The sequence below is a fragment of the Brevundimonas vesicularis genome (assembly GCF_027886425.1).
In the GTDB taxonomy this organism is placed as follows: Bacteria; Pseudomonadota; Alphaproteobacteria; order Caulobacterales; family Caulobacteraceae; genus Brevundimonas; species Brevundimonas vesicularis_C.
Map to the genome: position 1 here is coordinate 2,057,344 of NZ_CP115671.1, position 15,739 is coordinate 2,073,082.

16 protein-coding genes are annotated in these 15,739 nt (G+C 65.5%); all 16 read right to left on the reverse strand.

Going from position 1 to position 15,739, the window contains the following annotated elements:
* Positions 1–2: 2 nt before the first annotated feature.
* On the reverse strand, positions 3–1,172 hold the full coding sequence (gene lpxB, locus PFY01_RS10625) for a lipid-A-disaccharide synthase (RefSeq protein ID WP_271041259.1): 1,170 nt from the start codon (positions 1,170–1,172) through the stop codon (positions 3–5).
* Positions 1,169–2,008, reverse strand: coding sequence for a UDP-2,3-diacylglucosamine diphosphatase (lpxI, locus tag PFY01_RS10630; protein WP_271041260.1), 840 nt, complete (start codon positions 2,006–2,008; stop codon positions 1,169–1,171). Before lpxI ends, lpxB begins: the two co-directional genes overlap by 4 nt.
* Positions 2,005–2,793 carry an acyl-ACP--UDP-N-acetylglucosamine O-acyltransferase gene (gene lpxA, locus PFY01_RS10635; RefSeq protein ID WP_271041261.1) on the reverse strand — a complete coding sequence of 263 codons (789 nt, stop codon included), beginning with the start codon at positions 2,791–2,793 and terminating at the stop codon, positions 2,005–2,007. The genes lpxI and lpxA overlap by 4 nt, the downstream gene beginning before the upstream one ends.
* Positions 2,793–3,287, reverse strand: a complete 495-nt coding sequence (gene fabZ, locus PFY01_RS10640; RefSeq protein ID WP_420197072.1) for a 3-hydroxyacyl-ACP dehydratase FabZ — start codon at positions 3,285–3,287, stop codon at positions 2,793–2,795. The genes lpxA and fabZ overlap by 1 nt, the downstream gene beginning before the upstream one ends.
* Entirely contained in the window at positions 3,284–4,297 is a 1,014-nt protein-coding gene (gene lpxD, locus PFY01_RS10645; protein WP_091747011.1) for a UDP-3-O-(3-hydroxymyristoyl)glucosamine N-acyltransferase, read from the reverse strand. The genes fabZ and lpxD overlap by 4 nt, the downstream gene beginning before the upstream one ends.
* A gap of 7 nt (positions 4,298–4,304) precedes the next feature.
* On the reverse strand, positions 4,305–4,910 hold the full coding sequence (locus PFY01_RS10650; protein ID WP_055753512.1) for an OmpH family outer membrane protein: 606 nt from the start codon (positions 4,908–4,910) through the stop codon (positions 4,305–4,307).
* A gap of 32 nt (positions 4,911–4,942) precedes the next feature.
* The gene (gene bamA / locus PFY01_RS10655; RefSeq protein ID WP_271041263.1) at positions 4,943–7,408 is read right to left on the reverse strand and encodes an outer membrane protein assembly factor BamA; all 2,466 of its coding nucleotides are present in this window, start codon (positions 7,406–7,408) and stop codon (positions 4,943–4,945) included.
* A gap of 29 nt (positions 7,409–7,437) precedes the next feature.
* Positions 7,438–8,655, reverse strand: coding sequence for a M50 family metallopeptidase (locus tag PFY01_RS10660; RefSeq protein ID WP_271041264.1), 1,218 nt, complete (start codon positions 8,653–8,655; stop codon positions 7,438–7,440).
* Between the two features lie 27 nt (positions 8,656–8,682).
* The gene (gene dxr / locus PFY01_RS10665) at positions 8,683–9,879 is read right to left on the reverse strand and encodes a 1-deoxy-D-xylulose-5-phosphate reductoisomerase (RefSeq protein ID WP_271041265.1); all 1,197 of its coding nucleotides are present in this window, start codon (positions 9,877–9,879) and stop codon (positions 8,683–8,685) included.
* Complete coding sequence (locus PFY01_RS10670; RefSeq protein WP_039247425.1) at positions 9,876–10,694, reverse strand: phosphatidate cytidylyltransferase; 819 nt, start codon at positions 10,692–10,694, stop codon at positions 9,876–9,878. The genes dxr and PFY01_RS10670 overlap by 4 nt, the downstream gene beginning before the upstream one ends.
* Positions 10,694–11,386: a polyprenyl diphosphate synthase gene (uppS, locus tag PFY01_RS10675; protein ID WP_231868805.1), complete on the reverse strand. Its 693-nt coding sequence runs from the start codon at positions 11,384–11,386 to the stop codon at positions 10,694–10,696. Before uppS ends, PFY01_RS10670 begins: the two co-directional genes overlap by 1 nt.
* 118 nt (positions 11,387–11,504) lie before the next feature.
* A complete protein-coding gene (frr, locus tag PFY01_RS10680) occupies positions 11,505–12,062 on the reverse strand; it encodes a ribosome recycling factor (protein WP_055753507.1) in 558 nt (185 codons plus the stop codon).
* A gap of 39 nt (positions 12,063–12,101) precedes the next feature.
* Positions 12,102–12,836, reverse strand: coding sequence for a UMP kinase (gene pyrH, locus PFY01_RS10685; protein ID WP_045811327.1), 735 nt, complete (start codon positions 12,834–12,836; stop codon positions 12,102–12,104).
* 126 nt (positions 12,837–12,962) lie between these two features.
* A complete protein-coding gene (gene tsf / locus PFY01_RS10690) occupies positions 12,963–13,904 on the reverse strand; it encodes a translation elongation factor Ts (RefSeq protein ID WP_055753506.1) in 942 nt (313 codons plus the stop codon).
* Between the two features lie 111 nt (positions 13,905–14,015).
* Positions 14,016–14,879, reverse strand: a complete 864-nt coding sequence (gene rpsB / locus PFY01_RS10695) for a 30S ribosomal protein S2 (RefSeq protein ID WP_017503967.1) — start codon at positions 14,877–14,879, stop codon at positions 14,016–14,018.
* A 227-nt stretch (positions 14,880–15,106) separates the two neighbouring features.
* A complete protein-coding gene (locus PFY01_RS10700; RefSeq protein WP_271041266.1) occupies positions 15,107–15,703 on the reverse strand; it encodes a DUF4142 domain-containing protein in 597 nt (198 codons plus the stop codon).
* Positions 15,704–15,739 lie beyond the last annotated feature (36 nt).

The window sequence follows — 15,739 nt, forward strand, 5'->3', positions numbered from 1 at the left end:
CGTCAGCTCGCCGACTTGTCGGCGATGACCTTGAGCACCGCATCGGCAGCCAGTTCGGAGGGGTCCGGTCCTCCGCGCCCCATCAGGTCCAATGCCTCCGTCTGGCGACGCGCCTGTTCGGCTGCCAAGGCCGGGTCGGCCAGCAGCCGCCCGACCGCCGCCGTCAGAATGGCCGGGGTCGCCTCGTGCTGAATGAACTCGGGCGCGATCCGGTCGTCAGCCGCGACATTGAACAGTGTGATGTGTTTGGCCGTCACGAACCGCTTCATCAGCTGATAGCTGAGCCCGTCGATCTTGTAGGCGATGACCATCGGCGCGCCTGCCAGCGCCAGTTCGGTCGACACGGTGCCGCTGGTGGCCAGGGCGACGGTCGCGGCTCGCATGACGTCATACTTTTCGGCTTCGTCGACCAGGTGAGCGCGGAAGGGCCAGGCGGCGACGCGGCCTGCAACATCGTGAGCCACCGTCCCCGCAGCGACCACGGCGACTTCCAGGCCGGGATTGGTGGTCTTCAGTTTTCTGACCGTCGCCTCATAGATGGGGGCCATTCGAGTGATCTCACTGGGCCGGCTGCCGGGCAGCACCAAGAGAAGCTGCGCATCGGCGGCGATCCCACGACGCGCGCGGAACGCTGCACCGTCCGCAGCATCCACGTTCATATGAAGCGCAGACGAACCGACCACAGTCGTCGGCAGGCCCTCGCGCTCGAACCAGGGCGCATCAAAGCCGTAGAGGGCCAGAAGATGGTCGACAGCGCCTGCCAAGGTCTTGGCCCGGCCCGGCCGCGAGGCCCAGACCTGAGGCCCGACGTATTTGATCAGCGGCAGGTCCGGGCGCGCGGCCCGGATCGCCTTGGCCACACGGATCGTGAAGCCCCAACTGTCGATCAGCACCACGGCGTCGGGCTTTTCCCGCTCGGCCAGCGCCGCCGTCTGCTCGACGCGCCGCTTGACCTTACCATAGGCGCGCAAACCCTCGATCCAGCCCAGGATCGAGAGTTCGGCGATGTCGAACGGGCTAACCACGCCTTCGGCCGCCATCTTGGGTCCGCCGACGCCGACAAAGGCCACACCGTCGCCTAACCGCACCTTCAACGCCCTGGCCAGACCGGCGCCCAGCGCATCGCCAGAAGCCTCCGCCGCCACGAGCATGATCTTCAGCGGACGGCTCACCGATCCACGCCCCAGACGAACAGGCCCAGACGGTTCGCCGTCTCGACGATGGCTGCGCGATCAATCAGGATCAAACGTCCCGCCACGCCGCCGATACCAGCCAAACCCGCCGCCGCCGCCATTTCGACGGTGCGCGGCCCGATCACGGGCATATCGACGCGCAGATCCTGAATGGGCTTGGGCGCCTTTCCGAGCGCGCCCTTGGGACTATCGGTGGTCCCGCGCAGATCGCTCGGCAGGTTGGCGACGCGGGTCAGCATCGCGTCCGTGCCTTCCTGCGCCTCAACCGCAAGGACCAGGCCGTCACAGACCACGGCGCCCTGACCGATGTCGAGTTCGCCTGACTTTTCTGCGACATGCAGCGCCTTCTTCAGATCGTCTAGCTGCTCCTCGGTCGGCGAGACGGCGCCCAGGGCGCCCGCGCCAAGCGTGTCGCCGCCCAGAATGTCATCGGCGCCCTCGACGGCGAAGCCTTCGGCCTCGAACACCGACAGGATTTTACGCAGCAGGGCGTCATCGCCTTTGGAGGCGGCGGCGACGATGCCCGGCAACAGGGTCGCCCCTTTGAAATCAGGCTTGAGCGTCTTGAAATCCGGCCGATTGACGATGCCCGCCAGACACACGGTCGTGCAGCGCTCGGCCTTCAACGCCTTCAGGATCGCGCCGATCTGCGCCATGCCGAACTCGGCGCCGGGCCAGCGCGCCAGATGTTCATCGGCAAACCCGGACAGTCGGATCACGAAAACAGGCCGCCCTAGCGCGTCGCAACGCGCCGCGACGGCCGCCGGCAGATCACCGCCGCCCGCGATCAGACCCAGCTTTTCAGCCGCGCTCATTCCGCGTTCGGCAGGCACAGCGGACGCCGCCCGCCGTCGCGGATGAAGGCGATGATCTGCGTGATCTCCGGCAGGTCGGCATAGCGTTCCGCCACGCCATCGATCCGACCGGCGAACTCGCCCTCTCCCTCGAACAGATCACGATAGGCCGCGAGCAGACGCCGCACCTGATCCTTGCCGTAGCCCTTACGCTTCAACCCGATCAGATTCAGCCCACGCAGACGCGCGTGATTGCCCCAGGCCGAGCCATAAGGGATGACGTCGCGCGTCACCGCCGCCAGACCGCCGATGATCGCGCCTTGCCCGACACGACCGTTCTGGTGCACCGCGCACAGTCCGCCCAGAAACACCTTGTCCCCGACCTGAGCATGACCGCCCAGGGTCGCGTTATTGGCCATGACGACATTGTCGCCGACAACGCAGTCGTGGCCGACGTGGGCGCCGGTCATGAACAGGTTGTTCGAACCCACGACCGTGACGCCCGTCCCCTGCGGCGTGCCCCGATTGAAGGTGCAGTGCTCGCGGATCACGTTGTTCTCGCCGATCTCCAGCCGGACCGTCTCGCCCTTGTAGCCATTGTGCTGCGGGTCGCCGCCAATGACGGCGAAGGGATGGATGACCGTCCCGGCCCCGACCGTCGTGTCCTGCTGGACCACGACATGGCTGACGAGACGCACATTGTCGCCCAGCACCACATTCGGCCCGACCGTGCACCAGGGGCCGACTTGAACCCCCTCGCCCAAGGTCGCCGTCGCGTCGATCAGAGCCGTGGGATGAACGGTCATCAGGCCGCCGGCCCAGGCGCTGGAGCAGGCACAGTCACCACCATCGCCATGAACTCGGCTTCGGCCGCCAGCTTGCCTTCGATGAAGGTCTCGCCCCGGAACTTGTAGGCGTCGCCCCGCGCGCGGATCACCTTGACCTCCATGCGCAGTTGGTCGCCGGGCCTCGCGGGCTTTCTAAAACGAACCCCGTCGATCGACATGAACATGATGACCTTGTCGGCCACGGCGACATCCAGCGTCTTGGACATCAACAGTGCGCCGGTCTGGGCCATGGCCTCGACGATCAGCACGCCGGGCATGACCGGATCGATCGGGAAATGCCCCGGGAAGAAGGGCTCGTTGTGGGTGACGTTCTTGATGCCGACGATCGACGTAGCAGGCACGAAGTCTTCGGCCTTGTCCACCAGCAGGAAGGGATAACGGTGCGGCAGCCGCCGCATCACCTCGGCGTAATCGATCTTGCCTTCAACGGCAGTCGCGTCGCTCATCCCTATGATTCCTTTGGAGCCTTCTTTGATGAGGCCTGTTTGGCGAGCCAGACCGTCTCGCGCAAGAACTGTCGGATCGGACGCGCCGGATAACCAGACCAGGTCTCGCCAGCGGGAACATCGGCCAGCACACCGGCTCCGGCCGCGACGCGCGCACCCTCGCCGATCGTGATGTGGTCTCCGATCCCCGCCTTGCCGCCGAAGATGACATTGTCGCCCACGGTCACCGAGCCCGAGATGCCGGTATTGGCGACCAGCAAGCAGTTGCGGCCGATGACGCAGTTGTGGCCGACCATCACCAGATTATCGATCTTGGTGTTCTCGCCGATGACCGTGTCGTCATAGGCGCCACGGTCGATGCACGAGTTGGCGCCCACCGTCACGCCGTCCTGAAGGATGACGCGACCGAGTTGGGGAATATCCATGACCCCCGCCGCTGTCCCCGTGGCGCCGAAGCCCGCTTCGCCGATCCGGGCGCCGGCATACAGCTTCACCCGGTCGCCGATCAGCGCGAAGGCCACGCTGACGTTGGCGCCGATCACGCAATCACGGCCGATTTGCACGCCGGGCGCGATGACGCTGTTGGCGCCAATGCGGGACCCTCGACCGATGCGGACGCCCTGCCCCAGGATCGCGCCCGGTTCGACCACGACGCTGTCGTCCTCGCCCGCCTCGTCGCGGGTTATCGCTTTGTCCAGAAGTATGGGCCGATGCAGCGCCAACGACGCCTTGGCCCAGGCGGCTTGAGGCGTGCGCGAGATGATGACAGCGGCGGACGACGGCGCGGCGTCCTTGGCCTCAGCCGGCACGATGACGCAGCCGGCCTGTGTCGTCGCCAGCGCGGCGGCGAACTTGCGGTCGCCTAAGAACGCGATCGCGCCCCCGTCCGCAGAGGACAAGGGCGCGACGTAGGCGATCATGCGATCCCCGCCCCGCTCGACCTCGCCCCCGATCTGCGCCGCCAAATCGGCGACGCTGAGGGGCGACAGGGTTTCGAAAAAGCGGGGATCGGGCATCGACGACTTAGTTGGCGGCGGCCGGTTGAGCCTGCGTCTGAGCCGGCACGGCCATACGGTTAAAGCTCAGGGTCGGCAGGGCCGTGTTCAGGCGCTGGATCGCCAGGTCAGTGACATCCATGGCCGGGTTCATCATGAAGACGCTCTCGCGGTCCAGCAGCAGGCCGCAGCCCTTCTCCTGATACAGGGCGGTCAGGATCGGCGAGACGGCCTCGGTAATGGCCTGGCGTTGCATACCCAGGGTGTAGCGCAGCTCGTTTTCACGCGTGGCTTCCAGCTGTTGGGCCTCTTGCGCGCGCTGCTGCAGGGCCTGACGGCGCTGTTGCAGTTGGTCGGCCGGCAGGCTCGAGCCCGAGGCTTGCAGTTGCTGAGCGTCCGACTGGATGGACGTGGCGTAAGGTTGCAGCTCGCCCTGAACTTCCTGAGCCAACTGTTGCATGCGGGCTTCGACGGCCTGACCGGCCGACGACTGGGCCAGCAGACGCGCGTTGTAATAGACGCAGACGCCGGGGATCACCGGGCCGGGGTTGGCCGGCGCGCCGGCCTGTTGCGCCGAAGCGGCGGTGGCGATGAGCGAAGCAGCGGCGGTCGCCGCGATGATCAGAGCTTTCATGGTGTTTCCTCGTGCGGTCGAAAAAGCCGCGATTAGAACTGAGTGGAGGTCGAGAAGCGGAAGGATTCCGTCTTGTCGTAATCTTCCTTGGAAAGGACCTTGGAGATGTCGAAGCGGATCGGACCCATTGGCGACTTCCAGTGGATGCTGACGCCAGCCGATGCGCGCAGCGACAGCTCATCGGCAATATTGGTGTTCACCGTTCCGGTGGACGTCAGCTTGTAGCGGTCATCCAGCACCCCCAGCGTACCGACATCGGCGAACAGCGAGGTCTTGATGCCGTATTGCTCGGGCAGATAGTTCGGCACGGTGAGCTCGACCGTGCCGATGGCGTAGAAGTTGCCGCCCAGGGCATCGGTCGTATTCAGATCGCGCGGCCCCATACCGGCTGTCTCGAAGCCGCGGAAGCTGTTGCCGCCCTTGAAGAAGCGGTCGTTGATGCGGATCGGGTCACCGTTCCAGCCGCTGACGTAGCCGGTCGAACCCTGAACGCTGACGACCCAGGCTGGCGTGATGCCATAGTACCAGCTCGCATCAGCCTCGGTCTTCACATAGTTCACGTCGCCGCCCAAACCCGCGAGGTCCTGACGCAGCGAACCGGCCCAGCCGCGTGTCGGACGGATCGGATCGTTGGTGTAGTTGACCTGAAGCGTGTAGCCCGCCGACGAGTTGATGAAGCTGCCGATCTGGTCACACAGCGCCGAAGATCCCTGCCCCACGCCCGAGCAGAAGCCCGTTGGCACGATGATCTCGTCGGACTTCAGGAAATAGCGCGTGCTCAGCAGCATATTTCCGTTCAGCGGATAGGACAGACGCAGGCCCGCGCCGGTCGAGCGATAGTCGTATGACGAGTACTGGCTCAGGTCATAGCGCGAGTGGAACAGGTCGAAGCCGGCGCGCAGGTCACGGCCGAGGAACTTCGGCTCGGTGAAGCGGAAGTCGACCTGCTGGCGCAGCGAGCCCCACTCCAGACGGGCGACCACGTTCTGGCCGCGCCCACGGAAGTTCCGCTCCGAGATGCCCAGATTGACGGTGAAGGAGTCGACGGAGCTAAAGCCCGCGCCGACGGACAGTTCGCCGGTGGGTTGCTCTTGTACATTGACGTTGATGATCGAGCGGTCCGGCGCGCTGCCACGCGTTTCCTCGACCGTCACGTCCTTGAAGAAGCCCAGGGCGCGCAGGTTGTTGCGCGAGCGCTCCATCAGGGCGCGGTTGAAGGCGTCGCCCTCGGTCAGCAGCAGTTCGCGGCGGATCACCGGGTCGATCGTGCGGGTGTTGCCGACCACATTGATGCGATCGATATAGACGCGCTGGCCCTCGGACACGTTGAAGGTCACATCGACCGTGTCGGTCTCGGGATTAGCCTTGTAGGTCGGATTGATCTCGACGAAGGCATAACCGGCCGAACCGGCCGCGAACGTCAGGGCGTCGACGGCCTGCTCGATCTTGTCGCTTTCGTACAGCTGGCCTTCCCGGATCGGCACCAGAGCCTTCAGGAAGTCGGCATTCAGGCGGTCATTCTGGGTGACGACCTTGATCTCACCGAAGTTGTACTTGTCGCCTTCGTTCAGCGTCAGGGTCAGCTGGAACGCCTGATCGTCCGGCTGCAGCTCGGCGACCGAGGACACCACGCGGAAGTCGTAATAGCCGCGGTTGGTGTAGAACTTCCGCAACTGCTCCTGATCGTATTCCAGGCGGTTGGGATCGTAGTTGTCGTTGTTGGAGAAGAACTTCCACCAGGTCGACTTCTCCGTGACCATCACGCCGCGCACGTCACGATCGGAAAACGCCTCGTTGCCCAGCACGTTGATGGCGCTGATGCCGGTCTGCGGTCCTTCGTTGATCTCGAAGATCACATCGACGCGGTTCTGCTCCAGCTGGACCAGTTTGGGCGTCACGGTCGCAGAGATGCGGCCCTGCAGGCGATACAGTTCGACGATGGCGCCGACGTCTTCCTGAACCTTGGCGCGGGTATAGATGCCGCGCGGCGCCAGGGTCACTTCCTTGGTCAGCTTGTCCTTCGACAGCGCCTTGTTTCCCTCGAACACCACTTGGTTGATGATCGGGTTCTCGACGATCTGGACGATCAGGTCGCCGTTCTGGATGCCCAGTTGCACATCGGCGAACAGGCCCGTCCGCGACAGGGTGCGCACCGCGACGTCCAGCACCGAGGCGTCGACCGCATCACCGGGACGGATCGGCAGATAGGAAAGGACCGTCGTCTGGTCGATCCGCTGCGCGCCCTGAACGATGATGCGGTTTATCGTGATCGTCTGCGGCGCAGCGATCTCGATGCGCGGTTCGGCGGCACTCGCCGCCGCCTGAGGCGCGGCCGTCGGAGCGGGGGTCTGGGCGGGCGTTTGAGCCGGCGCGGCAGGCGTCGTCGCCGGCGCGGTCTGCGCCAGCGCGGGTGCCCCCAGACCGGCGGCGACCGCCAGAGCCAGCAGGCTGGAGCGGGCGCTCAGTCGAAGGGCGGCGCGAGAGGTCATGTCATTCATTCGGGAAACCGTCGGGGGCTGGCGTCGGCTCACGAGACGAGCCCGCCGAGGAATTGGAAGATATTGAGCTTCTGTAGGTCGTTCCACGTTGCGAACAACATAAATCCCGCCAAAAGCGCAAGGCCTGCACGATAGCCCATCTCCTGGAATCGCGCCGACACAGGCTGTTTCGCCACAGCCTCATAGCCGTAGAAAAGCAGATGCCCGCCGTCGAGGACCGGAATGGGAAGCAGATTTAGAAAGCCGATTCCGATCGAAAGTATGGCGGCCAAGGTTGTCAGCGTCAGGATCAGGTTGATGGCCATGGCGCTAGGCGCTGGATTGGCCTCGACCGCAGCCGTGGTCAGCGAGCCCGTCGCCTTGGCCATGCCCAGCGGACCGCTGAACTGATCGCCCGACTCGCGGCCCGTCGCCAGGCGTCCGAGGTAGGTCAAGGTCGAGCCGATGACGTCGGCCGTTTGGCGCGCTCCCTCGGCGACAGCCTCGACGGGGCCATAGCGCACGTGGCGGACATCACCGGCCGACGAGCCCAGCCCCAGGCCGATGCGGCCGACCTTGACGCGTCCGGCGATGGGGTCGTTTTCCTCGCGGCGTTCCGGCGTGGCGACCAGTTCGACAGGACGCCCGGCGCGCTCGACCGTGAAGCGCACGGGATCACCGGTCGAAAGCATGACGGTGCGGGTGACCGCGCTGCCGTCCCTAATGGCCTTGCCGTTCACCTGGGTGATCAGGTCGCCGACCTGGAAACCGGCGGCGGCGGCCGGCGATCCCGCCTGCACCTGAGAGACACGCGCGGGGCGCAAGGACACGCCGACCGCCATGAAGACGAGGGCGAAGATGGTGATGGCCAGGATGAAGTTCGCGATGGGCCCGGCCGCGACGATCAGGGCGCGCTGCCACACCGGCTTGAAATGGAAATAATCGCGCTCGGCGCCCGGTCCACGCTCGGCGACCACGCGGCTGCGCAGTTCATCCAATCCGGCCCGGTCAGGCACGCTGGACGCATCCAGATCGCCCGAGAACTTCACATAGCCGCCCAGCGGCAGCCAACCGAGACGCCATTCGATGCCGTGACGATCGGTGCGGCTGGCCACGGCCTTGCCGAAGCCGACCGCGAACCGATCCACCTTCACGCCAAAGGCGCGCGCGACAAGGAAGTGACCCAGTTCGTGGATGGTGACGATAAAGGTCAGCACCAGCAGGAACGAGGCGATGGAGATCAGGACCTGACCCAGGACGCCCAGCATTCGAAAATCGTCTCCCCTGGCCTGCTGTCAGGCCGCATTCGCAAGGCTGGCGATGACGCTCTCGGCCATTCGACGCGTCTCGGCGTCGACCGAAAGGGCCGCGCCGCAGGCGTCTCCAGAACCGAAAGCCATCCCCGCTTTCGTCGCACGCTCAAGGGTTTCGGCGACGACTGCGGCAATATTGAGAAACGCCAGCTTGCGGTCAAGGAAGGCGAAGGCGGCGACCTCGTTGGCGGCGTTGAACACGGCGGGCGTCGCGCCGCCCGCCTTCAGGGCCTGACGCGCCAGATCGAGGGCGGGAAAGCGCGTCAGATCGGGCGCTTCGAACGTCAGCCGACCCAGCGCAGCCAGATCCAGCTTGGGCGCCGGCCACGCGATCCGATCCGGCCAGGCCATGGCGCAGGCGATCGGCGTGCGCATATCCGGCGGTCCCATCTGGGCCAGCGTCGAACCATCCACATATTCCACAAGGCTGTGGATGATCGATTCGGGGTGCACCACGACGTCGATCCGATCCTGCGGCGTATCGAACAGATAAGCCGCCTCGATCATCTCCAGGCCCTTGTTGGCCATGGTGGCGCTATCGACTGAAATCTTGGCGCCCATGCTCCAGTTAGGGTGGGCGACGGCCTGTTCCGGCGTGATGGCGACCATCTGCTCGCGCGGCGTCTTGCGAAAAGGCCCGCCCGATGCGGTGAGGATCAGCTTGGCCACCCGCTCAGGCGCTTCGGCCGGAAACACCTGGAAGATGGCGGAGTGCTCGGAATCGACGGGGATCAAGCGCCCCCCTGCCCGCTTGACCCGTTCGATCAGGGCGGGCCCGCAGCAGACCAAGCTTTCCTTGTTGGCCAGCGCCAGGGTCGCACCCGTTCCCGCGGCCGCCCACGCGGACTTCAAACCCGCCGCTCCGACGATGGACGCCATGATCCAGTCGGCGGGTCGCGTCGCCGCCTCGACGATGGCGGCGTCGCCGGCGGCGACAGCGACGTCCGTGCCGGACAAGGCGTCGCGCAGTTCGCCCAACCGCGCAGGATCCGCCGTCACGGCCAGCTTGGGCCGCCAGCGTTTGGCCTGCTCGGCCAGTTTGGCGATATTGGCGCCGCCCGTCAGGGCCTCGACCTCGAACGCGCCCGTGCCCGTCGCCTCGGCTTGAGCCATCAGGTCCAGCGTGGAAGCGCCGACCGATCCGGTCGCGCCAAGCACAGTGATGCGACGCCGGATCACGCCCCACGCTCCAGCATCAGGACGATCAGTCGGCCCGCCGCGACGACGACGACCGCGAACATCAAACCATCGACACGGTCCAGCAGGCCGCCGTGGCCGGGAATGGTGTTGCCCGCATCCTTGACCCCGAACCGTCGCTTCAGCGCCGATTCCCACAGATCGCCCGCCATGGTCGCCAAGGCCGCGGCAAAGCCCAGCACCGCCCCCCAGACGACGCTCAAGGCGCCCATATTGACCCAGGCCGTCATTACGGCGCCCGCAACCGCGCCGGCCGCAACGCCGCCGATGAACCCCGACCAGGTCTTGTTCGGCGAAAAGCGCGGCCACAGCTTGGGTCCGCCAAAGGTGGATCCTGCCAGGTAGGCCACGATGTCGGCCGACCAGGCGACGGCGAAGACCAGCACGGTCCAGTGCAGCCCTATCAAACTGTCGACGTCGCGCAGCCAGATCAGCAGGACCGAAGGCCAGCCGAGATAGAGCACGCCATAGGCGGCATCCAGCGCCTCCTGCCCTCGACTACGGGCATAGACTCCGGCCGCGACCGCGCCGAACACCAGCATGATGAAGGCGACGGACATGGCGCCGAAATGAGCGCTGATTACAGCAGCCACGACGCCGAAGCTGACCGCGCCGCCCATGACGCGGCGCGCATGGGGCGCACTCATCGCCGCCCATTCGAAAGCCAGGACGACGCTGGCGACGATCATCAGCGCCAGGAACCACACGCCGCCGCCCCACGTCGCAGCGACGGCTGCGGGCGCCAGCACGACGGCGGACGCAGCCCTGAGGGCGATATCCCGACCCTTGACCGCCATCAGGCTGTCGCGCGCTCAGGCGCGATCACGCGTCCGCCGAAACGGCGATCGCGCTGACCAAAGGCCGAGATCGCCTCAGCCAGCGCCTTGGGGCCATAGTCGGGCCACAGAATGTCTTGGAAGACGAGCTCGGCGTAGGCGGCCTCCCACAACAGGAAGTTCGACAGTCGCTGCTCGCCCGACGTGCGCACGATCAGATCAAGCGGCGGCGAGCCCGCCGTGGCCAGGCCCGAGGTCAGGATCGCCTCGTTGAAAGGCTCGACCGTCTCGCCCGCCAGCACCCGCTCCATATGGCGACGCGCCGCGTCCACCAAATCCGCACGACCGCCGTAGTTGAAGGCGACCTGCAACAGGAATCGATCGTTATGGGCGGTCTGGGCCTCGGCCCGTTCGATGATGGCGGCGATGTCGGCCGGCAGACCTTCGCGTCGCCCCAGGATCTTCAGCCGGACGCCGGCCTTGGTGAGGCGGGCCAGATCGCTGGCGACGTAGGACCGCACCAGCCCCATCAGATCCGATACCTCGTCTTCGGGCCGGCTCCAGTTTTCGGTGGAGAAGCCGAACACCGTCAGGCAATCGATGCCGAGATCCGGCGCCGCCTGGATCGTACGCTTCAGCGCCTGGACGCCTTCGCGGTGGCCAAGGGCGCGCGGCAGACCGCGCGCCTTCGCCCAGCGTCCATTGCCGTCCATGATGATGGCGACGTGGCGCGGGCCGTCCTGACCCTGCTTGTCTGGGCTTTGGCCTGAAGGCGCGGCGCGGTCTGCCGTCATCTGTCGTGCGATCCCTTCCGGACCCAGCCGTTTCGCCTCAGACCTGCATGATCTCTTGTTCCTTGGTCTTCAAGGTCTCGTCGATGCGCTTGATGGCCGCGTCGGTGTCCTTCTGGACCTCGGTCTCCATCTTCTTTTGTTCGTCCTGGCTGATCTCGCCGGCCTTCTCGGCCTTCTTCAGGTCGTCGTTGGCGTCGCGGCGGACGTTGCGAACCGAGATTTTCTGCTGCTCGGCATATTTGCCGGCCAGCTTGACCAGGTCCTTGCGGCGTTCCTCGGTCAGAGGCGGCACCGGAATGCGCAGGGTCTGGCCGTCCACGATCGGGTTCAGGCCCAGGTTGGCGTTGCGGATCGCCTTTTCGACGGCGACCACCATGCCCTTGTCCCAGACGCTGACGCTGATCATGCGCGGCTCGGGCACGCTGATGGCGGCGACGGCGGTCAGGGGTGAGGCCGAGCCGTAGGCTTCGACCCGCACGGGCTCCAGCAGGCCGGCGTTGGCGCGACCGGTGCGCAGACCGCTGAACTCTTCCTTCAGCGCGGCGACGGAGCGATCCATGCGGTCGCGATAAGTCTTCAGTTCAGGCTTTGCCATGGTCTTGGTCTCTCTTGTCTTTCCTGGTCAGGCGAACGTTCAGGCGACGTCCTGAATGACCGTGAACGTGCCTTCGCCGGTCAGGGTCCGGCGCAGCGAATTGTCTTCTCGAATGGAGAAGACCACGATCGGTATGCCCGTGTCGCGCATCATGGCGATGGCCGAGGCGTCCATGACGCGCAGATCCTTGGCCAGCACATCCTGATAGGACAGCGTCTCATACCGCGTCGCGTCAGGATCCTTCTTCGGGTCGGCGGTATAGACCCCGTCAACACTGGTGCCCTTCAGAAGGGCGTCACAGCCCATCTCCGCCGCACGCAACGCTGCGCCCGAGTCCGTGGTGAAGAACGGTGCGCCCACGCCGGCGGCGAAGATCACGACCCGGCCCTTTTCCAGGTGCCGCAGGGCGCGACGACGAATGTAGGGTTCGGCGATGGCCGCCATCGGAATGGCGCTCTGCACGCGGGTCGAGACGCCGATCTTCTCCAGCGCGGATTGCATGGCCAGGGCGTTCATGATCGTCGCCAGCATGCCCATATAGTCGGCCTGGGCTCGCTCCATGCCAGCGGCCGCCTTGGACAGACCGCGGAAGATGTTGCCGCCACCGATGACCAGACAGATTTCCACGCCCTCGGCCGCTACGTCCGCGACGGCCTTGGCTACAGCATCGACCGTCTTCATATCGACGCCGAACGACTGGTCGCCCATCAGCACCTCGCCCGACACCTTCAGCAGGACGCGTTTGTAGCGGAAGGTCGAGGGGGCGTCGGGCATGCGGGAAGGTCCGTTTGACTGCGGCGCCATTGAATCAGGCGGCTTCTTATAGACGAAAGGCGCGCCGGCCATCAAAGCCGAACGCGCCCTTCTGATACAAAACCCTCACGAATGAGGGGAATGTTTTTAGTTGCCGCCCATCATGGAGGCGACTTCCGACGCGAAGTCGGGGCCTTCGACCTTCTCGACGCCTTCACCCAGCGCCAGGCGGACGAAGCCCGCCAGGTGCAGGTTGGAGGAGCCCAGTTCCTTGGCCGAGTTGGCGACCAGTTGTTCGATGGTCACGTCCGGATCCATGACGAACGGCTGCTTGGACAGCACCACGTCCTTCTGGAACTTGTTGATCTGGCCTTCCACGATCTTGGCGATCATGGCTTCCGGGCGACCTTCTTCCTTGGCCTTTTCGGTCAGAACGGTGCGTTCCTTCTCGATGGCGGCGGGGTCCAGGTCGTCGGTGTTCAGCGAAAGCGGCGCGGTGGCGGCGACGTGCATGGCGATCTTGCGGCCCAGTTCGCGAAGCGCGGTCTTGTCGCCCTCGCCTTCCAGAGCGACCAGCACGCCGATACGGCCGACGCCCGGCGAAACCGCGTTGTGGACGTAGGTCGAGACGACGCCTTCCGACACCGACAGGCGGGCGGCGCGGCGCAGTTGCATGTTTTCGCCGATGGTGGCGATCATGTTGGTCACTTCGTCCTGGACCGTCTTGCCGGCTTCCAGTTCGGCGCCGTGCAGGGCCTCGACCGAGTGGTGCTCCAGACCCAGTTGGGCGAACGACTTGGCGGCGTTCTGGAACAGCTCGTTGCGGGCGACGAAGTCGGTTTCGGCGTTGAACTCGATGGCGGCGGCGACTTCGCCCTTGCCGTCTTCCTTCGACGCGACGGCGACCAGACCCTCAGCGGCGACGCGGTCGGCCTTCTTGGCGGCCTTGGACAGGCCCTTGGCGCGCAGCCAGTCGATTGCTGCTTCGATGTTGCCGTCGTTTTCGACCAGCGCCTTCTTGCAGTCCATCATGCCGACGCCCGAACGCTCGCGAAGCTCCTTCACGAGGGCGGCAGTGATCTCGGCCATGTTCTTCTCCTTGGGGGATTTCGTATGTGGGAACGGCCGGACTGATTTAGCCCGGCCGTGTGTCAGTTCGTCAGGCGGCGCTCAAGAACGCGAACGCCGCCCGGCGGGCGATTAGCCCTCGGCCTTCTCGGTTTCGGCAGCCGGCTCAGCAGCGGCTTCCAGTTCGGCGGCGGCGCCTTCCGTGCCGGCCGGCGCGGCTTCGGCTTCAGCCTTGGGGGCCGAGGCTTCACGCAGCATCGGCTCGACCGGAGCTTCCGAAGCGCCCAGGTCGATGCCCGAGGCCGAAGCGCCGGCGGCCAGGCCGTCCAGAACGGCGTCGGCGATCAGGTCGCAGTAGGTCTGGATGGCGCGGGCGGCGTCGTCGTTGCCGGGGACCGGATAGGTGATGCCGTCCGGATCCGAGTTGGTGTCCAGGATGGCGATGATCGGGATGTTCAGCTTGCGGGCTTCCTGGATCGCGATCGCTTCCTTGTTGGTGTCGATCACGAACATGATGTCCGGGATCGAACCCATGTCCTTGATGCCGCCCAGCGACAGCTCAAGCTTGTCCTTCTCGCGCTGCAGGTTCAGCAGCTCTTTCTTGACGCGGCCTTCGCCGCCGTTTTCCAGAATGCCTTCCAGCTCACGCAGACGAGCGATCGAGCCCGAAACGGTGCGCCAGTTGGTCAGCGTGCCGCCGAGCCAACGGTTGTTCATGTAGTACTGGGCGCAGCGCTTGGCGGCTTCGGCGACCGGCTCTGCGGCCTGGCGCTTGGTGCCGACGAACAGAACGCGACCGCCCTTTGCGGCGACTTCACGCACGGCCACCAGAGCCTGGTGGAACAGCGGCATCGTCTGCGACAGGTCGATGATGTGGATGTTCGAGCGCGAGCCGAAGATGTAGCGGTCCATCTTCGGGTTCCAGCGGTGCGTCTGGTGGCCGAAGTGGGCGCCTGCTTCAAGCAGGGTGCGCATCGAGAATTCAGGCAGAGCCATGATCGTTCAGTCCTTTTTCCGATCAAACGTGGCGCGGGGGATTAAAGGTCTGAAAGACCCTCGGAATGGTGCGGATCGGGATGTCTCCCCGAAGCGCGCCTCTCCCGCGTTGCGAAATGCGGGGGCCATGTAGGCCGGATGGGCCCCAATAGCAAGCGCAGCCCTGCAAATGCGGAAAAGGCGGCCCCTTTCGGGACCGCCTTTGGTCAGCAACGCGACGGCTGCCTTTACTTGATCGCGTCCAGCAGAGTGCGGGCGCGGTCGCGGTGTGCAGTGACGGGCGTCACCAGTTCGCGTGCGAGCGTGGCCAGGGCGGGCGCTTCGGTGTTGTCGGCAAAGCCGTTCAGCAGCGTCAGCGTCTCGTTGTGGGCGGCAACCTGCTGGTCCAGATAGACCTTGTCGAAGTCGTCCGGCGTCGCGGCGTTCAGATTGTCGATCAGGCCCTTGCGGCGTTCGTCCAACGTCGTGGGGATGGCGACGTTCGGCGCAGCGGTCGCCTGAGCGGCGGCCAGCTTCTCGCCGGCTGCGGTGTGATCCTTGGTGATCATGGCGGCCAGGGCCTTCACGTCCGCATTCTTGGACTTGGCTGCGGCGATCTTGGCGGCTTCCAGCTCATACATGTTGCCGGTGCCCAGGCCGGTGACGAAACCGTCGACGGTGTTGGCGCCCATGGTCATGGCCGAGGTCTGGCCCACGACGCCGGACGTGGCGTCTTGGGTGGCGTTGACCGCTTCGCCGGTGTTCTGGGCGGCGCTGTCGCCACCCTGGTTGCAGGCGGCGAGAAGGGCCAGCGAGGCGACGCTGGCGATGGCGAGATATTTCATTGGAACAGTCTCCCTATGGACTGATCAAACCCATCA